Source organism: Lentzea flava (assembly GCF_014648475.1).
GTDB lineage: Bacteria > Actinomycetota > Actinomycetes > Mycobacteriales > Pseudonocardiaceae > Lentzea > Lentzea flava.
Genome location: NZ_BMRE01000020.1, coordinates 116,760 through 133,734 on the forward strand (window position 1 = coordinate 116,760; position 16,975 = coordinate 133,734).

21 protein-coding genes are annotated in these 16,975 nt (G+C 68.9%); 12 read left to right on the forward strand and 9 right to left on the reverse strand.

Going from position 1 to position 16,975, the window contains the following annotated elements; translation table 11 throughout:
- The first annotated feature begins 9 nt into the window (after positions 1-9).
- Positions 10-705, forward strand: coding sequence for an SDR family oxidoreductase (locus IEZ09_RS23210; protein WP_189255841.1), 696 nt, complete (start codon positions 10-12; stop codon positions 703-705).
- Here the strand turns inward: IEZ09_RS23210 and IEZ09_RS23215 are convergent.
- Positions 683-1,537, reverse strand: coding sequence for a serine hydrolase (locus IEZ09_RS23215; protein ID WP_189255842.1), 855 nt, complete (start codon positions 1,535-1,537; stop codon positions 683-685). The two genes, IEZ09_RS23210 and IEZ09_RS23215, sit on opposite strands and share 23 nt — an antisense overlap.
- Before the next feature lie 148 nt (positions 1,538-1,685).
- On the opposite strand from IEZ09_RS23215, the gene IEZ09_RS23220 reads away from it, so the two are divergent.
- The 3 genes from IEZ09_RS23220 to IEZ09_RS23230 are packed head-to-tail and all read left to right on the forward strand — an operon-like array spanning position 1,686 to position 3,270.
- The gene (locus tag IEZ09_RS23220) at positions 1,686-2,108 is read left to right on the forward strand and encodes a hypothetical protein (RefSeq protein ID WP_189255843.1); all 423 of its coding nucleotides are present in this window, start codon (positions 1,686-1,688) and stop codon (positions 2,106-2,108) included.
- Between the two features lie 53 nt (positions 2,109-2,161).
- Positions 2,162-2,329: a helix-turn-helix transcriptional regulator gene (locus tag IEZ09_RS23225; RefSeq protein ID WP_189255867.1), complete on the forward strand. Its 168-nt coding sequence runs from the start codon at positions 2,162-2,164 to the stop codon at positions 2,327-2,329.
- Positions 2,326-3,270 carry an NAD(P)-dependent alcohol dehydrogenase gene (locus IEZ09_RS23230; protein ID WP_189255844.1) on the forward strand — a complete coding sequence of 315 codons (945 nt, stop codon included), beginning with the start codon at positions 2,326-2,328 and terminating at the stop codon, positions 3,268-3,270. Before IEZ09_RS23225 ends, IEZ09_RS23230 begins: the two co-directional genes overlap by 4 nt.
- Here the strand turns inward: IEZ09_RS23230 and IEZ09_RS23235 are convergent.
- Together IEZ09_RS23235 and ribA are read right to left on the reverse strand one after the other, a co-directional pair.
- Positions 3,228-4,409, reverse strand: coding sequence for an amidohydrolase family protein (locus IEZ09_RS23235; protein WP_189255845.1), 1,182 nt, complete (start codon positions 4,407-4,409; stop codon positions 3,228-3,230). The two genes, IEZ09_RS23230 and IEZ09_RS23235, sit on opposite strands and share 43 nt — an antisense overlap.
- 38 nt (positions 4,410-4,447) lie before the next feature.
- Positions 4,448-5,083 (reverse strand): GTP cyclohydrolase II, encoded by a 636-nt coding sequence (gene ribA / locus IEZ09_RS23240; protein WP_189255846.1) that lies wholly within the window; start codon positions 5,081-5,083, stop codon positions 4,448-4,450.
- Between the two features lie 94 nt (positions 5,084-5,177).
- Here ribA and IEZ09_RS23245 point away from each other — a divergent pair, with 94 nt between their 5' ends.
- The 4 genes from IEZ09_RS23245 to IEZ09_RS23260 are packed head-to-tail and all read left to right on the forward strand — an operon-like array spanning position 5,178 to position 8,275.
- The gene (locus IEZ09_RS23245; RefSeq protein WP_189255868.1) at positions 5,178-5,588 is read left to right on the forward strand and encodes a 6-pyruvoyl trahydropterin synthase family protein; all 411 of its coding nucleotides are present in this window, start codon (positions 5,178-5,180) and stop codon (positions 5,586-5,588) included.
- On the forward strand, positions 5,542-6,537 hold the full coding sequence (locus IEZ09_RS23250; protein WP_229812865.1) for a glycosyltransferase family 4 protein: 996 nt from the start codon (positions 5,542-5,544) through the stop codon (positions 6,535-6,537). The genes IEZ09_RS23245 and IEZ09_RS23250 overlap by 47 nt, the downstream gene beginning before the upstream one ends.
- Positions 6,534-7,313 (forward strand): class I SAM-dependent methyltransferase, encoded by a 780-nt coding sequence (locus tag IEZ09_RS23255; RefSeq protein WP_189255848.1) that lies wholly within the window; start codon positions 6,534-6,536, stop codon positions 7,311-7,313. The genes IEZ09_RS23250 and IEZ09_RS23255 overlap by 4 nt, the downstream gene beginning before the upstream one ends.
- A complete protein-coding gene (locus IEZ09_RS23260) occupies positions 7,313-8,275 on the forward strand; it encodes a lysylphosphatidylglycerol synthase transmembrane domain-containing protein (RefSeq protein ID WP_189255849.1) in 963 nt (320 codons plus the stop codon). The genes IEZ09_RS23255 and IEZ09_RS23260 overlap by 1 nt, the downstream gene beginning before the upstream one ends.
- On the opposite strand, the gene IEZ09_RS23265 is transcribed toward IEZ09_RS23260, so the two are convergent.
- On the reverse strand, positions 8,189-8,881 hold the full coding sequence (locus tag IEZ09_RS23265) for a creatininase family protein (RefSeq protein WP_189255850.1): 693 nt from the start codon (positions 8,879-8,881) through the stop codon (positions 8,189-8,191). The two genes, IEZ09_RS23260 and IEZ09_RS23265, sit on opposite strands and share 87 nt — an antisense overlap.
- Positions 8,868-9,866, reverse strand: a complete 999-nt coding sequence (locus IEZ09_RS23270; protein WP_189255851.1) for a zinc-dependent alcohol dehydrogenase — start codon at positions 9,864-9,866, stop codon at positions 8,868-8,870. Before IEZ09_RS23270 ends, IEZ09_RS23265 begins: the two co-directional genes overlap by 14 nt.
- 41 nt (positions 9,867-9,907) lie before the next feature.
- Between IEZ09_RS23270 and IEZ09_RS23275 the strand changes: the two genes are divergently transcribed.
- Together IEZ09_RS23275 and IEZ09_RS23280 are read left to right on the forward strand one after the other, a co-directional pair.
- A complete protein-coding gene (locus IEZ09_RS23275; protein WP_189255852.1) occupies positions 9,908-10,642 on the forward strand; it encodes a CDP-alcohol phosphatidyltransferase family protein in 735 nt (244 codons plus the stop codon).
- Complete coding sequence (locus IEZ09_RS23280) at positions 10,635-11,036, forward strand: DoxX family protein (protein WP_189255853.1); 402 nt, start codon at positions 10,635-10,637, stop codon at positions 11,034-11,036. Before IEZ09_RS23275 ends, IEZ09_RS23280 begins: the two co-directional genes overlap by 8 nt.
- On the opposite strand, the gene IEZ09_RS23285 is transcribed toward IEZ09_RS23280, so the two are convergent.
- Entirely contained in the window at positions 11,017-11,679 is a 663-nt protein-coding gene (locus tag IEZ09_RS23285) for a RibD family protein (protein WP_189255854.1), read from the reverse strand. The genes IEZ09_RS23280 and IEZ09_RS23285 overlap by 20 nt on opposite strands.
- An 83-nt stretch (positions 11,680-11,762) precedes the next feature.
- Between IEZ09_RS23285 and IEZ09_RS23290 the strand changes: the two genes are divergently transcribed.
- Complete coding sequence (locus tag IEZ09_RS23290) at positions 11,763-13,337, forward strand: sulfatase-like hydrolase/transferase (RefSeq protein WP_189255869.1); 1,575 nt, start codon at positions 11,763-11,765, stop codon at positions 13,335-13,337.
- Here the strand turns inward: IEZ09_RS23290 and IEZ09_RS23295 are convergent.
- A complete protein-coding gene (locus IEZ09_RS23295; RefSeq protein ID WP_189255855.1) occupies positions 13,334-13,855 on the reverse strand; it encodes a DinB family protein in 522 nt (173 codons plus the stop codon). The two genes, IEZ09_RS23290 and IEZ09_RS23295, sit on opposite strands and share 4 nt — an antisense overlap.
- A 97-nt stretch (positions 13,856-13,952) precedes the next feature.
- Positions 13,953-14,918 (reverse strand): prenyltransferase/squalene oxidase repeat-containing protein, encoded by a 966-nt coding sequence (locus IEZ09_RS23300; protein ID WP_229812866.1) that lies wholly within the window; start codon positions 14,916-14,918, stop codon positions 13,953-13,955.
- A 49-nt stretch (positions 14,919-14,967) separates the two neighbouring features.
- On the opposite strand from IEZ09_RS23300, the gene IEZ09_RS23305 reads away from it, so the two are divergent.
- Complete coding sequence (locus IEZ09_RS23305; protein ID WP_189255856.1) at positions 14,968-15,537, forward strand: DinB family protein; 570 nt, start codon at positions 14,968-14,970, stop codon at positions 15,535-15,537.
- On the opposite strand, the gene IEZ09_RS23310 is transcribed toward IEZ09_RS23305, so the two are convergent.
- Positions 15,468-16,595 (reverse strand): MFS transporter, encoded by a 1,128-nt coding sequence (locus IEZ09_RS23310; RefSeq protein ID WP_229812867.1) that lies wholly within the window; start codon positions 16,593-16,595, stop codon positions 15,468-15,470. The two genes, IEZ09_RS23305 and IEZ09_RS23310, sit on opposite strands and share 70 nt — an antisense overlap.
- Between the last annotated feature and the right edge of the window lie 380 nt (positions 16,596-16,975).

The following is a 16,975-nucleotide window of genomic DNA, read 5'->3' on the forward strand; positions in this document are numbered from 1 at the left end:
GGTTGCAGCATGTCCGGTGTGAACGTGGTGATCACCGGTGGTGGCAGGGGTTTCGGGCGCACGATCGCGCGGCGGTTCGCCGCACAGGGCGCGACGGTCGTGGTCACGGCTCGCGAACTCGCTGCCGCGCAACGCACCTGCGACGAACTGCCAGAGGCACACGCGGTGCAGTGCGATCTCACCGATCCGGCGTCGGTCCGGCGCTGCGCCGAGCAGGCGGAAGAGCTGCTCGGCCACGTCGACGTGCTGGTCAACAACGGCGCGGCTTTTCTCGCGGAGTCCGAAGCGGACGATGACGCGATCGTGCGGACGATCCTGTCCGGATCGGCGGGAACCGTGCTGGCGACCGAGAACTTCCTGCCACTGCTGCGTCGTTCCGGCCGTGCGGACGTCGTGACGATCGTGTCGCTGGAAGCCGAGTCGCGCAGTGACCCGAACCACATCGCGCACGCGGCGTTCCACGCGGCCAAGGCGGGACAGGGCCGGTACGCGGAGATCATGTCGCAACGGCTGCGGCCGGAGGGAATCCGGATGATCTCGCTGTACCCGCCGGACTTCGACAACGACGACAACGCGCCTCGCGACGGCGTGCTGACCGCGCAGTCCGTGGCCGATTGCGTGTTGTTCGCCGTGAATCAGCCACGCGACTGCTTCATCCGCTCGTTCCACTTCGAGCCGATGGTCAGCGGAACAGGATCCGGGTGATCTCCGTGTCGGTCTCGCGGCCCTGGTCGTAGCCGCCCTCGCCCTTGAGGTTGTTCATGATCGCGAGCGTGTACCGCTCGTCCTTCCCGACGAACCCGACCGAGTTCATCACCCAGCCGCCGTCCTCCTCCGACCAGCCGTTCTTGGTGCCGGAGTCGGGACCCCAGACGCCCCACTGCTGCTCGGGGCCGACCTGGCGCATCTGCCCGACGATGTAGGCGCGGTCCTCGGCGGGCACGGTGTCCAGCACGTAGTTGATCAGCCGGTCGAGGTCGTTCGTCGTGCACTTCTCGAAGCCCCAGTAGGGAAAGTTGGCCGAATAACCCCGCTGTGCCACCAAATCGGTCATTCCGTACTTGGGGAACGCCGCGTTGAACGTCGTACCGCTGTAGCGCTTCCACAACGCGTCCGCCGCGTCGTCGTCGGAGCTGTGCAGCATCGCGGTCATGAGACGCCGGTCGTCGCTGGTCAGCTTGATCTTGCCGGACCTGTTGCGCTCCAGCAGGTTCACGATCATCGCGAGCTTGATCGTCGACGCGGTCCACGTCAGGTCGCCCGCGTGGTCGTTGCGCCACATCGCCCCGGTCTTGCGGTCGCGCAGCACGATGCCGACGGTGCCCGGCCTGGTCTCGGCGTAGTTCTTCGCGTTCTGGATGCGCTTCTGGAACTCGCAGTCGAAACCGCTGTCGGGCATCGGGCAGACCTCGGGGGTCGCCACGAGAGGCGCGGCTGCGGGCGTGTGCCGCGGGGGTTCCTGTGGTGGTTGCGCCGTCACGGCATGGCCGCACGCGGTCAGGGCGAGCGCGCACGCAACAAGGATCGGACGGAGCATGTGCCGCACGCTAACGCCTCCGATCGGAGGAGGCCACCGCCATACGGACGCGTCGATCAAGAACGAGGTAAGTCAAAGATGTTTGACACGGTGTCCGCTTCGCTTTACCTTGGTCATGTCAGGTTTCTTTGACATCAGGAGCGGGACCATGGCGTTCGAGGAGAAGCAGGCGTGGGCTTTGGCGGTCATCGCCGTGGTCGGTTATGCCGTGTACTTACTGATTGTCCTGAACGGCGCAGACGGACGGCCGCTCACAGAAGCGCCGTACGTCGGCGCGATGCTGTGGACGATCGGGGGCGGCATCGTCGCCGGCATCGTGGCGGGCATCTGGTTCGGCATCGCGGCGCGCAACGACGGGCTGCAGAGCGACGAGCGGGACCGGGAGATCAGCCGGTTCGGCGACCACGTCGGCCAGTCGTTCGTCGTGATCGGGGGCGTGTCCGCGATGGTGCTGGCCATGGTCGAGGCCCCGTACTTCTGGATCGCCAACGTGCTCTACCTGTCCTTCGTGCTGTCCGCGGTGCTCGGCTCTCTGACGAGGATCGCGGCTTACCGGCGGGGCCTGCAGTGAAGCCGACGAAGGTGACGAACTCCATCCGTGCGCTCCGGTTCGCGCACGGCGAGATGAAGCAGGCCGATCTCGCCAAGGCCGTCGGCGTGACGCGGCAGACGTTGATCGCCATCGAGCAGGGCAAGTACTCGCCCTCGCTGGAGGTCGCGTTCAAGATCGCGCGCGTGTTCCACGTGTCGCTAGAAGAGGTGTTCCAGTACCCGGAGGAGGAAGACGCGTGAAGGCTGTCGTGCAACGAAGATATGGATCGGCGGTGCTCGGTGACGTGGATGTGCCTGTGCCTGGGCCAGGTGAGGTTCTGCTGGAGGTGCGGGCCGCGGGTGTCGACATGGGCACGTGGCACCTGCTGACCGGCAAGCCGTACCTGATGCGGCTCTTCGGGTTCGGGCTCCGGACGCCGAAGACGCCGGTGCTGGGCCGGGACGTTTCCGGTGTGGTCAACCAGATCGGTCCAGGCGTTACCGGGTTCGCGCCGGGAGACGAGGTGTTCGGCACGGCCAAGGGCGCGTTCGCCGAGTACGCCGTCGCGCCGGTGAAACAGTTGGCGCGCAAGCCCGCGGGGATCTCGTTCACCGAGGCGGCCGCGGTGCCGATCTCGGGCGGAACCGCGTTGCAGGGACTGCGGGGAGTGCGAGCGGGGCAACGGGTTCTGGTGCTCGGCGCCGGTGGCGGTGTCGGATCGTACGGAGTGCAGATCGCGAAGGCCCTCGGCGCACATGTGACCGGTGTGTGCAGCACGAGCAAGGTCGAGCTGGTGCGGTCGTTGGGGGCGGACGAGGTCGTCGACTACACGGTGGCGGACTTCACCGGCACGTACGACCTGATCCTGTCCTGCGGCGGCGATCGGCCGTTCTCCAGGCTGCGCAAGGCCACGGCGCCACGCGGCAGGATCGTGCTCGTCGGCGCCGAGACCGGCGGTTCGGTGACGGGTGGTTTCGAGCGGTCGCTGGCGTCGGTCGCGCTGAACCCGTTCGTGTCGCAGAAGTTCGTGCCGCTGATGTCCACCGAACGCGCTGACGTCTTCGACGAGCTCCGCGTGCTGATCGAGGGCGGCAAGATCAAAGCGCCGGTGGACCGGACTTTCCCGTTGTCCGAAGCCCTGCAGGCGATCGACCACGTCTACACGCGACGGTCGAGGGGCAAGGTCGTCGTCACGATCTGACCGCCGATGATCACGGTGGTCACGTGCCGCAGCGCGGAGATGTCCCGCATGGGATCTCCTTGCACGGCAATGATGTCCGCATCCCAACCGGGGCGCAGTACGCCCTTGCTGACGCTCAGCGCCCTCGCCGCCTGGCTCGTCGCGGCGGCCAGCGCGGCCGCGTTCGGCACACCGCCCTTCACGAGGTCGGCCACGGACCAGGCGATGACGCCGTGTCCCTTGGCGGGTGCGATTCCGCCATCGGTGCCGGCCACGGTCCGGACGCCGTGGTCGAACATCAGGCCGGCCATGCTGACCTTGCCGGCGTAGCTCATCCCGGCCTCCTCCCACGCCTCCTGCACGAACGGCGGCGGTTCCTGCGTGCGGCCGAGCGTGTGGCAGACGGTGATCTCGGCCTCTGCCAGGGCGTCCAGCAGGTCGGGTGGGACCTGCATGCCGCGGTCGGTCAGGCAGGTCAGGTGTTCGATGCCGTCCACGCCCGCGGCGACGGCCCGCTGTGCGGCGGCCAGGCTGTGGGCGTGGGCGGTCACCGCAAGCCCGTGCGAATGGGCTTCCTCGACCACCACGCGGAGCTCGTGCTCGGTGAACTGGCAGTCGCCGACGTTCGTGCCTGGCGTGGCGAAACCGCCGCTGGCCATGACCTTCACGACGTCGACCCGCCGCTCGGCCCGCTCGCGCACGGCCCTGCGGAGGTCCTCCTCGCCGGCCACCTCACCGCCCATCGACCAGCAGTGGCCTTTCACACTGGTGATGGGCGGACCGGAGCCGAGCACGCGTTGCCGGTGCCGGTCGCGCTGGTCGATCACCGACCACTGGTGGTCACCGAGGTCGCGGACGGTCGTGACGCCTGCGCGCAGGTGCCGGTCGAGGCTTTCCTCGATCACCGCGTCCAGCTGCTCCGGCGAGTAACCCGGCAGGCGCTCGAGCGCGCCGAGTTCGCCGTCCCCGCCGAGGTGCACGTGGGTGTCGATCAGTCCAGGTAGGACGGTCGCGGTGCCGAGATCGACGACCTCGGCACCGGGGATGTCCGGATGGCCCCGCTCGACGGCTTTGATCGTGCCGTTCTCGATCAGGACCGTGATCGGCCCGGCGAGCGAGTGCTCACCGTCGAACGCACGCCCCGCTCGCAGCGCCAGCATCGAGCCATTCTGAGCGCCACATCCTGGGAAAGCAACGGTCAGCGCGCGTGCGGCAGCTGCGTGAACTCGTCGACCTGCGGCAGGTCGTGCCCGAGCCGGTCGCGCTTGGCGGTCAGGTACGCGATGTTGTGCGTGTTCGGCGCCATCAGCAACGGCACCCGCGAGGTCACGGAGATCCCGTTCTCCTCCAGCGCCGCGATCTTGTCCGGGTTGTTGGACATCAGCCGCACGGACTGCACGCGCAGGTGCTTCAGCACCCGAGCCGCGGGGGAGTAGTCGCGGATGTCCACCGGCAGGCCGAGCGACGTCGCCGAGTCCAGCGTGTCGAGGCCCGCGTCCTGCAGGACGTGGGTGCGGACCTTCGCCACCAAACCGATTCCGCGTCCCTCGTGGCCGCGCAGGTAGATCAGAATGCCGCTGCCCTCGCGCACGATGGTGCTCAGCGCGGCGTCCAGCTGTTCGCCGCACTCGCAGCGCATCGCACCGAAAATGTCGCCGGTCATGCACTCGGAATGGATGCGCACCAGCACGTTCTCGCGCAGCTTCGTCTTGCCGTAGACGAGTGCCATGTGCTCGTGGCCGTCCGCGCGGAAGGCGACCGCCCGGAAGGTGCCGCGGCGGGTCACCAGGTCGGACTCCGCCACGTCTTCGTCGTTGAAGGCCTGTTCGAACATCTCGGGTCCCCTCGTCCACCTGGCGCCTCCCGAGCGTTCATCTACGCTCGGATGCGAGGTCGCACCGTAACCCGACCGCACAGCGGAGGTCATCCTGTTCAGCATCACCGTCCGCGATCACGTGATGATCGCCCACAGTTTCCGCGGCGAGGTCTTCGGTCCGGCACAACGTCTGCATGGAGCAACGTTCCTGGTGGACGCTACGTTCAAACGTGCTGAACTCGATTCGGACAACATCGTTGTCGACATCGGACTCGCGACGCAGGAGCTGAACAAGGTCCTGGCGGCGTTCAACTACCGCAACCTGGACGAGGAACCGCAGTTCAAGGGCATCAACACGTCCACGGAGTTCCTCGCGAAACACATCGCCGACCAGCTCGCGGAGAAGATCGCCGAGGGCGCTCTCGGTGAGGGTGCTCACGGCATCGATGCGATCGCCGTCACACTCCACGAGTCCCATGTGGCGTGGGCGAGCTACGAACGTGCACTTCGTCCTACCGGCTGACGTCGACGATCCGGCCAGTCCCAGCGGCGGCAACGTCTACGACCTGAGGGTCGGAGCAGGGCTCACCCGCCTGACCGTCGCCGGTGACTGGCCGCGTCCGCGTGACACCACAGCGTTGGAGCAAACGCTTGCGGCCATCCCGGACGGCGACGTGGTGCTGCTGGACGGCCTGGTCGGCTGCGGCGTGCCCGAGGTGGTCGTGCCGCATGCCCGACGGCTGCAGCTCGCCGTGCTGGTCCACCTGCCGTTGGCCGACGAAACGGGCCTCGATCCCACGACGGCCGCTCTGCTCGACGAGAAGGAACGCCAGGTCCTGAGGGCTGCGAGCGCCGTGATCGCGACCAGCCCCACGGCCGCGCACAACATCAGGACCAGGCACGGCCTCGACACGGTGCACGTGGTCCTGCCCGGCACGGATCCGGCGCCGCGAGCACCGGGGACGGACGGCGTCAGTCAACTGCTCTGCGTTGCCTCGATCACACCTCGAAAAGGCCACGACCTGCTGATCAGAGCCCTGCAGAAGATCGACTACGAGTGGCGGCTCGACTGCGTGGGGCCGGTTCGGCCGTTCGTCGAGCAGTTGCCGGCAGATGATCGGGTGAGCTTCCGCGGGCCGCTCGTCGGCGAGGCTCTGACCAGGGCATATGCCGATGCGGACCTGTTCGTGCTGGCGTCGCGCGCCGAGACCTACGGCATGGTCGTCACGGAGGCGCTCGCCCGCGGTCTGCCGGTGATCGCGAGCGCTGTCCCTGACGCGCTCGGCGACGGCGGCCTGCTGCTCCCGCCGGGCGACGAAAATGCATTGGAAGCTGCACTGACGCGGTGGTTCCAAGATCAGGAATTCCGCGCGGAACTACGTGCCAAGGCGCTCGGACGCAGGGCAAGTCTGTCCACTTGGGACGAATCCACAGAGGACCTGCGGAGGGTGCTGGCTAGTCTGCGGCCATGACCTTCGCGCCGGAATGGCTGGCACTGCGGGAAAGCGCCGACGCTGCCGCACGCTCGACGGAGCTCGTCGATGTGCTCCGCGAAACACTGGTGAACCGGAACCGGCTGACGATCCGTGACCTGGGTTGTGGCACGGGATCGATGGGACGATGGCTCGCCGGGAGGCTCGGCGGTGTGCAGCACTGGGTGCTGCACGACCGCGACCCCCGGCTGCTCGGGCTGGCGGAGGCCAGCATGAGCGCCATCGAGAACGTCACCGTCGAGACGCGTGAGGGCGACCTGACGTCACTCACGGCCGCTGACCTCGCGGGCGCTGACCTGGTCACGTGCTCCGCGTTGCTCGACTTGCTCACTTCCAACGAGATGAACGCTCTGGCGGTTGCATGCGTAGAAGCACATGTGCCCGCACTGTTCACGCTCTCGGTGGCAGGCCGGATCGAGTTCGACCCGGCCGAGCCGCTCGACGCCGCCTTCCAAGACGCGTTCAACGCGCACCAGCGCCGCGTCGTGGACGGGCGCCGGCTCCTCGGACCGGACGCACCGGCCGCTGCTGAAGAGGCATTCGTGGCAGCCGGCGCTTCGGTTCGGACGGCTTCGAGCCCGTGGCGGATGAACTCCGACGCTCTCCAGCACGAATGGCTGAAGGGCTGGGTCGGTGCGGCGGTCGAGCAGGAACCCGCTCTTGCCGCTGAGGCTGATGACTACCTGCGTCGCAGGTCAACGGCCTCTGCGGTGGTCCACCACGTCGACCTGCTAGCGATACCGAGGGCTGTCTGATGAAGCGTTTCTGGCCGTGGCTTCGCCTGTTGCTGGCGGTGGCGATCCTGGTGGCGGTGGGCCTGCGCCTGGGCACCGGGGCGTTCGTGGACGGACTGCGCGCGATCGACGCGTTCTCCGTCGCCGCCGCGCTGGCGATCGGGTTCGCGACGACCCTGCTCAGCGCCGGTCGCTGGGTGATCGTCGCGCGCCGCCTCGGCCTGTCGCTGACCATGCGCACCGCGGTCAGCGACTACTACCGGGCGCTGCTCGTCAACGCCGTGCTGCCCGCGGGCGTGCTCGGCGACGTGCACCGCGCGGTCAACCACGGCCGGGAGTCCGGCGATGTCGGACGTGGTGTGCGGGCCGTGTTCTTCGAGCGCTTCGCCGGGCAGCTGGTGCTCATCGGGATCGGGCTGGCGGTGCTCCTCCTGCACCCCGCGCCCGGCTTCGACGTCGCGCCCAACGGCACCACCATCGGACTTGTGCTGGCCGGTCTCGTGGCCGCTGCGGTGACCGGCTGGCACGTCAAGCCCGTGCGGAAGGTCCTGGTCAACACGCTGGCGGACGGCATCAGGCTGTTGTCGTTCAAGACCTGGCCCGCGGTCGTCGGGCTGTCGGCCGCCACGGTCGCCGGTTACGTGGCGATGTTCGTGGTCGCCGCCCGCGCCGCCGGGTCGGACGCCACGATCACGCAGCTCGCGCCGGTCGTGGTGCTGGCTCTGCTGATCATGGCGATCCCGGTCAACATCGGCGGGTTCGGGCCGCGCGAGGCGTTCCTCGCGGTGGCGTTCGGTGCCGCCGGACTGGGCGCCCAGCACGGCTTCACCACGGGGATCGTCTACGGCGTGCTGGCGTTGATCGCGGCACTGCCCGGTGCGGTCGTGCTGTTCCTGTCACGCCGGACCGAGGTCGAAAAGCCCGAGGTAGTGGTGGAACGACTCGGCGAGTCCCGCGAGCAGGAGCTCGCCCTTGCGCGCTGACGCCAGGGATGGCCGCCCGATGACGCCGGATTCCGTGTACGGCGCCAGACCCAGGGTGAGCATGTGCCGCCGGTCCTCCGCCAGGTGGTCGGAAGTCTCGTAGCCGGGCCGGATCAGATCGGGGTGAGCGTGCAGCAGGATCGAGGTCTCCAGCTCACCCGCGTGCATGTCGCTGTACGCCGGGGTTTCGATGCCGGCCTTCTCCCGCGCGAACGCCCAGTCGTCACGTCCGGGGAAGAGCGCGAGGCCCTCGCCCTCCTGCACGATGTTCGACAGCACGTAGTTGCCGCCGTGGCCGTTCACCAGCACCAGGCCCGTGACACCGTTGCGCCGCAAAGAGTCCGCGATGTCCGTGATGACTGAGATCAGCGTGCTCGCGGAGATGCTGACGGTGCCGGGCCAGTCGGCGTGTTCATGCGAGCACGAGAACTGGATCGGCGGCAGCAGCCGGACCGGGTACTTCGCGGCGATCTCCGACGCGATCGTCCACGCGATCACGGAATCCGTGGCCAGCGGCAGGTGCGGGCCGTGCTGCTCGGTGCTGCCGACCGGGAGCACGGCCACGCGCCGGTCGCGGACGTCGACCGTGGTGTCACTCGGAAACATGCCTGTGTCCGTTCTTCTCGGGACCGTAGTCAATCCGGTGGCACAGCGCCGGAATCTCCCCGTTGGCCAGCTTCGGCATCACGTCGGGGAGCTCCTCGAACGCGCTGTGCCCGGTGATGAGTGCGTCGAACCGGTCGTCGGCGAGCAGGTCGAGCGCGAGCGCCATGCGTTCGGCGTAGCTGCGGTCCGGACGGCCGACCGTGCCGACCTGGCTGCTGCGAATCGTGAGCCGGCGCGAGTGGAAGAACTCGCCCAGCGGCACCGCGATCTTCCGGTCGCCGTACCAGCTCAGCTCGACGACCCGGCCCTCCGGTGCGAGCAGGTTGAGCGCGGTGGTGAGGCCCGGTTCCGTTGCGCTGGCGTGGAAGACGAGGTCGCAGCCGTCGAGAGCGTTGTCCGGCAGGGCGAACCCGACACCGAGCCGATCGGCGATCGCCCGGCGGCTGGGATCGGCGTCCACGAGCTGGACGCGAGCGCCGGGGAACGTCGCCAGCACCGCCGCGACGCTCGACCCGACCATGCCGCCGCCGACCACCGCGATCCGGTCGCCGATCAGCGGATGCCCGTCCCACACCGCGTTCACGGCCGTCTCGACGGTGCCCGCGAGCACGGCCCTCTCGGCAGGAACCGTGTCCGGAACGATCGTGACGGCGGTTTCCGGGACCACGTAACGAGTCTGATGTGGATAGAGGCAGAACACCGTGCGCCCGCGCAGTCGTTCGGGTCCGTGTTCAACCACGCCGACGTTGAGGTACCCGTACTTCACCGGCCACGGGAACTCGCCCTCCTGGAAAGGAGCCCTCATCACCGCGTACTGGTTCTCCGGCACAGCACCGCGGTGCACGAGGGTCTCCGTGCCGCGGCTGACCCCGGAGAACAGCGTGCGCACCTCGACGTCGTCCGGCCCGGGCTCGGCGAGTGCGACCTGCCGAACCTCTCCCTTTCCGGATTCATTGAGCCAAAAGGCACTCGCCGTACGTGTCACTCACAACACCTCCGCCGCACGAAGTTCACCAGGAGCACCTGATGATCACACTTCAGCACACCAGGACCTCCGCTGTCGTCCGCGAGCCTGCCGCCTGGGCGGCCGCTCAGGTACTCCTGCTGGGCGTGGTCGGTGCCACGGCCGGCCTCGGTCCGCTGGGCTGGGCCGCCGGTCTGGCCTACGGGTTCGCGACCTGGGCGTTCCTCGGCTACGGCATGCAACGGCACCGCACCGCGTCTTTGGGGCCCGCCGACCGGGTCACGCTGGCCCGCGGCCTGATGGTCGGCGCCGTGACCGCGCTGGTCGCCGACCGTGCGGGCCAGGACGTGCCGGTCGCGCTGGTCGTGACGCTCGCGGCGGTCGCACTGTCACTCGACTGGGTGGACGGTCAGGTCGCTCGCCGCACCGGCACGTCGACCGCGCTGGGTGCCCGGTTCGACATGGAGGTCGACGCGTTCCTGATCCTGGTGCTGAGCGCGTACGTGGCCGTGCAGCTGGGGCCGTGGGCGCTCGCGATCGGGCTCATGCGGTACGTGTTCGTGGCCGCGTCGTGGCGCTTCCGGTGGATGAACGCACCGCTGCCGGCCAGCTACGCGCGCAAGGTCGTGGCCGCGGTGCAGGGCATCTTCCTCGTCGTGGCGGCGTCCGGCCTGGTCCCGTTCGCGCCGGTCGTCGTTGGTCTCGCGCTGGCCTCGCTCGTGTGGTCGTTCGGTCGCGATGTCCTTTGGCTCTGGCGCAACGCCAGTGTTTCGGTGGGAGGATCCCGCCATGTCTGAGCAGACCTCAACCGCGGCGAAGATCGGCAACATCGTCGTCTGGATCCTGCAGATCGTGCTCGCCGTGCAGTTCGTGATGAACGGCTACGCGCTCTTCACCGACCAGTTCGTCGCGAAGTTCGACGACATCGGCTTCGGCCAGTGGTTCCGCTACTTCACCGGTGTGCTGGAGATCGCCGCCGCGATCGGGCTGCTGATCCCGCGCGTCTGCGGCATCGCGGCACTGGCCCTGGCCGGGATCATGGGCGGTGCGGCGCTGACCGAGCTCTTCCTCGTGACGAACGGCGGCTTCAAGGCCGCCGTGCTGCCGATCATCTTCATGGTGTGGGCGCTGGTGATCGCCGCCTACCGCCGCGAGCAGATCCTCGGTCTGCTCAGGCTGGTGCGGAAGTGATTTTCGGGAAGTAGCGCAGCACGGCGACGTCCCCGACTTTCGTGACGTCCTCCAGGTGGAATCGGCGAGCCGGTCCGCCGGGGAATTCGGTGGGATTCACGAAACGCGGGGCCGTCGCCTGTCCGATCAGCATCGGCGCGACCGCGACCCTGATCTCGTCGACGAGTCCCGCTTTGAGGAACGCCGTGTGAATACTCGTGCCGCCTTCGACCATGAGCTTTCTCACGCCGCGTGCGCCCAGATCGTCCAGAATTTCTGAGAAATCGCTGAAAGTTCTGGTTTCGGCGAGGTGGTCCACCGTGGTCGGGGTCGTTGCCGTGTAGACCAGCCGGGCGCCCCCGCAGTGCCAGAACAGCAGATCAGGGTCCAGTTGCCCGCTTCTCGTGACGGTGACCCGCAGCGGGTACTCCGGTTTGCCCTCCGCTATTCTCCGCGCGCGCCGCTCGTCGCTGTAGACGAGCAACCGCGCGTTGTCGCGCCGCAGTGTCTCGGCCCCGGCCAGAATCGCGTCCGACTCCGCGCGCATCCGGTCGACGTGATCGAAGTCCTCGGCGTTGGAAAGCGGAAACCTCTCGGTGCCGCGATCGTCGATGTGGCCGTCGAGGCTGACGGCGACGCTCAGCAGAACGTGCGGGCGGGTCACGGGCTCGATGGTAGTGCAGTTGAACCGGGCGCGGGTCGTGCCGCGTTTACCTCATAGGTCAGGAAAGGGGATTCTCGGTGAAGATGTTGCTGCGGCGGACGGCCACGGTCTTGGCGGGGCTGTTCGTGTTGTTCGTGCTCATCGCGCCGAGCGACCTGGAGAAGTTCACCTTCGAGGCGTTCCTGCGGGTGCCGCTCGAAGGTCTGATCGGTGTGCTGGTGCTGGTGCTGCTGCCGGACCGGATCCGCAAGCCCTTCGCGATCGCGGGCGGTGTCGCACTGGGGTTGTTCACGGTCGTGAAGATCATGGACATCGGCTTCGACATGGTGCTGTACCGGCCGTTCGACCTGGTCCTGGACTGGCCGCTGCTGGCGCCGGCCGTCGACTTCGTGGACGTGACGTTCGGCCGCGCCGCCTCGGTCCTCGCCGTGCTGGCCGCCGTGGCCCTGGTCGTCGGGATCGTGGCGCTGGCCTCGCTGTCGGTGCTGCGGCTCAGCTCCGTCGCCGCCCGGCGGCGCCCGGTCGCGATCCGCGCCGTCGCGCTGGCGGTCGTGGCGTGTGTTTCCCTTGCCGTGCCCGGGGTTCCGGTGTACTCCGACGCCGCGGCGACGTCGCTGGTGGACCACGCGCGGCGCTTCCAGGCCGGGCTGAAGGACCAGGAGGCGTTCGCCGCCGAGGCGTCCGTGGACGCGTACCGCGGCCAGCCTGGGCTGCTGTCCTCGTTGCAGGGCAAGGACGTCGTCATCACGTTCGTGGAGAGCTACGGGAAGTCCGCTTTGGATCTTCCCGACGTCTCCGCGAAGCTGGCGCAGGGCAACCAGCGGCTGAAGGCCGCCGGGTACACGGCCAAGTCGGCGCTGCTGACCTCGCCGACGGCCGGTGGCGGCAGCTGGATGGCGCAGGCGACGCTGCTGTCCGGGCTGTGGATCGACAACCAGCAGCGCTACCGCAACCTCGTGGCGTCGGACCGGCTGACGCTGCCGCGGGCGTTCCGCGAGGCGTCGTGGCGGTCGGTGGGCGTGGTCCCCGGCATCACGCAGGCGTGGCCGGAGGGCGACTTCTTCCACTACGACGAGATCTACCAGGCGCAGGACCTCGGGTACACCGGGCCGCGGTTCGGCTACGCGACGACCCCGGACCAGTTCACGTTGGAGGCGTTCCAACGTGCCGAGCGTTCGGGTGAACACAAGCCGGTGATGGCGGCGATCCCGATGGTGTCCTCGCACGCGCCGTGGTCACCGACGCCCGACTTCGTCGACTGGTCCGCGCTGGGCGACGGCTCGATCTACCGGACGATGCCCGCCTCGAACGACCCGCCGGAGTCCATCTTCGGCCGCGACCCCGCCGCCGTGCGCGCCGACTACGGCCACTCGATCTCGTACTCGCTGGAGTCGGTGATCTCCTACGTCGAGCGGTACGGCGACGAGAACCTGGTGCTGGTGTTCCTCGGCGACCACCAGCCGGCGCAGATGGTGACCGGCGAGGGAGCCTCGCGGGACGTGCCGATCACCATCGTCGCCAAGGACCCGGCCGTGCTGTCCAGGGTCGAGGCCTGGAAGTGGGACGACGGCATCAGGCCTTCTGGATCGGCCCCGGTGTCGCGGATGAGCGACTTCCGGGACCAGTTCCTCGCGACCTTCAGCTCCCCGCGTCCCTAACCCATGGTCTTCTGGCCGTCGATCGTCTCGCGGATGATGTCGGCGTGGCCCGCGTGCTGCGAGGTCTCGGCCACGATGTGCACGAACACGCGCCGCGCCGACCACGTCTTGCCCTCGGGGAACCACGGGGCCGCGGGCAGCGGGTGCGAGAGGTCGAGGTCGACCGTCTCGACGAGCCGGTCGGTGTAGGCCGCGACCTCGTGGTACCGCTCGAGCAGGCCCGCCAGCGTCTCGCCCGGTGCCATCCTGAAGTTGGCCTCGTGGTCGGCGTGGGCCGTGTCCGACTCGGGGTCGAACGCCATGGCCTCGGTGCCCTGCTCGATGAACCTGACCCAGTTCTCCTCGACCGCCGTGACGTGCTTGATGAGACCGCCGATCGACAGCGCGCTGACCGTCGGGCTGGACGCGGCCTGCTCGTCGGTGAGGCCCTGCGCGGTGAACGTCAGGAACCAGCGGTGCTGCCGCAGGGTCTCCAGGAGGTCCGCGCGCTCGCCGGTGAGGATCTCGGTGGTGGTCATCGCTCTTGTCCTTCGTTCGTTTGTCCCGACGAGAAGAACTCTATGAAGGCTTGCGGTCAGCCTCTGTCCTAAACAACGAACGATCGTGCGGAACTTTTCAGCAGGCCAGCTGGGGCGCTCCGTCCGGCCCGCCGCTGCGCAGCGTCGCGAGGTTCGCGCGGGTCAGCCCCAGCACGGCCTGGGCGGTCGCGCGGGGTGCGTTGGCCTTGGTGAAGCCCGACGCGTCGAACGCGATGGCGCCCCGGTCGGCTTCCTGTCCGGTGCAGCCGACCTGCAGCGACTTCAGGTAGCCGCGGGCCCTGGCCGCCGGCGTGCCGCTCAGCACCTGGGCCGCGAGCCCCGTGCTGTTGGCGTTCGAACCGCCCTGTGCGCTCGGGAAACCGCCGTCGGCCTGCTGCTTCGACTTCAGCCACGTGACGGCGTTGCCGGTCGGCCTGCCCTGGGCGCGCAGGGCCTGGACGACGATCGCGGTGGCGTCGACGTCGCTCACGCACGGCGAGGCCTCGAACGTGACGGGGAAGCCGCCGTCGGGGCACTGGCTGTTCGCGAGGTAGTCGGCGCCCCTGGTGTCCTTCTGGAGCGCGAGCAGGGCGTAGGACTGGGTGAAGGCGTTGGAGAAGTCGCCGAACTGCGAGCGGTCGGAGAAGCGGCCGGACGGTGCCTGCAGCGCTTTCAGCCCGGCGATCAGGTCGGTGCCGCCGAAGTCCTTCGGGTTCTTGCCCTTCACGCGGGCCGCGACGGCGAGCTTGGCGTGCGCGCCCGCGTAGGCCTCACCGCCGATGCCGAGGTAGGCGTCCTTGTTCTCGGGCTTGGCCAGCCAGGCGATGGCGCGGTCGGAGTAGTCGTCGGCGACCTTCGCGGCGGCGAACGCGAAGATCGCGTCGATGGTCAGGCCGTGGTCCGGGTACTTGACGCCGCCGAACTCGGTCTCCAGCCGTTCGCCGTCGGCCATCTGTCTCGCGAGCCACCCGGCGGCCGTCCTGTGGGTGGTGCCGGCCTGGGCGGGGACGGCGGTGGTGACGAGAGAGGCGCCGATGACGGCGGCGAGGATGAGTTTCTGCACGGCGTCGAGGCTTCCAGAAATTGTCAGACCCCGTCGCTACTGTCGAACCATGACCGCTGATGATCTCCGCCACTACCTCCAGGCCTCCCGCGACTCCGTCGTGTCCTCTTTGGACGGACTGGGCGAGTACGACGTCCGCAGGCCGCTCGTGCCCAGCGGCACCAACCTGCTCGGTCTCGTGAAGCACCTGATCGGCATCGAGTTCGGCTACCTGGGCGACAGCGTCGGCCGTCCCGCGCCGGTCACGCTGCCGTGGGTGGAGGACAAGTCGGTCTGGGAGAACGGCGACCTGTGGGCCAAGCCCGACGAGACCCGCGAGTACCTGCTCGACCTCTACCGGCTCGCCTGGCAGCACAGCGACTCCTCGATCGCGCAGTTACCGCTGGACGCGCCGGCGTCGGTGCCGTGGTGGCCGGAGCACAAGCGCCGGACGACGTTCGGCCACCTGCTCGTCCGGGTCGTGGCGGAGACCGCGCAGCACGCGGGTCACTGCGACATCGTGCGGGAGCTGATCGACGGCCGGTCCGGCGCCGACAACCCGGAGGGCTACTACGACCTGGTCCTGAACATGGCGAGCGCCCCGATCACCGGGCCCGGCACGAGCAGCAGGAACGCGTAGCGCCAGGTCACGAGCTCGGCCAGCAACGGCACGAGCTGGATGCTGACCACGGTCAGCCCGAACCCGATGGCGGTCAGCGCGGTGAGCGCCGTCCCGACGTAGCGGGGGTCGGCGACCTCGCTCAACGACGTCGAGAAGACCCCGGAGTCCGCGATCACCGAGGCGCCCCACACCGCGCAGAACGCGATCAGCACCGGCGTCCCCCACGCCAGCGGAGAAAGGAGGCAACAGGTCCCGCTCACCGCAAGCGCACCCACGGCAGCGGGCGCGCGGCCGAACCGGTCGGCCGCCCAGCCACCGACGAGGCAGCCCGCGGACCCGGCCACGCCCATCGTGAGGAACACGGTGAGCCCGGCAGGTGCGCTGGCGCTCAACAGGAACGTGGGCAGCCACGTCCACAGCGCGTACAGCTCCCACATGTGCCCGAAGTAGCCGAGGTTGACCAGCCGCGGCTTGCGCTCGCGGAACATCTGCACGGCGTACCGCGGGTTGAGCTGCGCGGTGGTGGCGGTGACGAACGGCCCAGGCCGCACGACCACCAGCGCGGTCACCGCCCCGAGAACCGCGATCCCTGCCGCCGTGACGAGCACCTGGCGCCACGGCAACTGCCCGAACACGTGCGGCAGCGCACTGCCAAGCGTCAACGCCCCGATCAGCACCCCGAGCGCCCGCCCCCGGTTCCGGCTCTCCGACCACGACGCCATCAACTTCATGCCCACCGGGTAAACCCCGGCCAACGCCACCCCGGTGAGAAACCGCAGGGGAATGGCCGCACCGAGCCCGTCGACGACGAGCCCGAGCACCAACGTCAACACCGCACCGGCGGCCGCCGAAAACGCGAGCAACAGGTGCGGCCGAACCCGGTCGGCCAAGTTGAGCACGGTGGCCCCAACCGCCCCCGCGACAAACCCGAGCTGCACCGACGCCGTGAGCCACACCGCGGCCCCGGCGCTGATGCCCCACTCGTGCCGCAGCGAGGGCACGACCGCGGACATCGAGAACCAGACGGCCAGGCCGAGCACCTGGACGAGGGCAATGGCCGCCCGCTGGATCAGCACAGCCCTGTCACCCGGCCGGGTGAAGCTCGTCCGCATTCACGCTCAACACCGCCTAGTTCATGTCCGGAAACCATGGTCATCTTCGCCGCGCAAGAGGAAGGCGCGAGGGGACGCACATGGTCACACCGGCCGGCCGACCCCGCCACATCACCTCGCCGAGCTGTCACGCCGGCCGGCCGGTCCGCCACGTCGGGCCGCCGACTCGTCGTGTCCGCGCGCCGACCCGTCACGCCAGCCCGCCGGGCTGCCACGCTGGCCTGTCGGGCTGCCACGCTGGCCTGTCGGGCCGTCGCGCTGGCCTGTCGGGCGTCACACCTGCAGTCCGAGCCGTCACCGCCCGCGCGCCGAGCCGTCACCGCCCGCGCGCCGAGCCGTCACCG

Coding starts and splice junctions, on each gene's coding strand:
- IEZ09_RS23260 (WP_189255849.1), top strand. CDS start 7,313: ATGAAGCGTTTCTGGCCGTGGCTTCGCCTGTTGCTGGCGGTGGCGATC.
- IEZ09_RS23265 (WP_189255850.1), bottom strand. CDS start 8,881: ATGTTTCCGAGTGACACCACGGTCGACGTCCGCGACCGGCGCGTGGCC.
- IEZ09_RS23210 (WP_189255841.1), top strand. CDS start 10: ATGTCCGGTGTGAACGTGGTGATCACCGGTGGTGGCAGGGGTTTCGGG.
- ribA (WP_189255846.1), bottom strand. CDS start 5,083: ATGTTCGAACAGGCCTTCAACGACGAAGACGTGGCGGAGTCCGACCTG.
- IEZ09_RS23235 (WP_189255845.1), bottom strand. CDS start 4,409: ATGCTGGCGCTGCGAGCGGGGCGTGCGTTCGACGGTGAGCACTCGCTC.
- IEZ09_RS23255 (WP_189255848.1), top strand. CDS start 6,534: ATGACCTTCGCGCCGGAATGGCTGGCACTGCGGGAAAGCGCCGACGCT.
- IEZ09_RS23225 (WP_189255867.1), top strand. CDS start 2,162: ATGAAGCAGGCCGATCTCGCCAAGGCCGTCGGCGTGACGCGGCAGACG.
- IEZ09_RS23215 (WP_189255842.1), bottom strand. CDS start 1,537: ATGCTCCGTCCGATCCTTGTTGCGTGCGCGCTCGCCCTGACCGCGTGC.
- IEZ09_RS23220 (WP_189255843.1), top strand. CDS start 1,686: ATGGCGTTCGAGGAGAAGCAGGCGTGGGCTTTGGCGGTCATCGCCGTG.
- IEZ09_RS23305 (WP_189255856.1), top strand. CDS start 14,968: ATGACCGCTGATGATCTCCGCCACTACCTCCAGGCCTCCCGCGACTCC.
- IEZ09_RS23275 (WP_189255852.1), top strand. CDS start 9,908: ATGATCACACTTCAGCACACCAGGACCTCCGCTGTCGTCCGCGAGCCT.
- IEZ09_RS23250 (WP_229812865.1), top strand. CDS start 5,542: ATGTGGCGTGGGCGAGCTACGAACGTGCACTTCGTCCTACCGGCTGAC.
- IEZ09_RS23290 (WP_189255869.1), top strand. CDS start 11,763: ATGTTGCTGCGGCGGACGGCCACGGTCTTGGCGGGGCTGTTCGTGTTG.
- IEZ09_RS23295 (WP_189255855.1), bottom strand. CDS start 13,855: ATGACCACCACCGAGATCCTCACCGGCGAGCGCGCGGACCTCCTGGAG.
- IEZ09_RS23280 (WP_189255853.1), top strand. CDS start 10,635: ATGTCTGAGCAGACCTCAACCGCGGCGAAGATCGGCAACATCGTCGTC.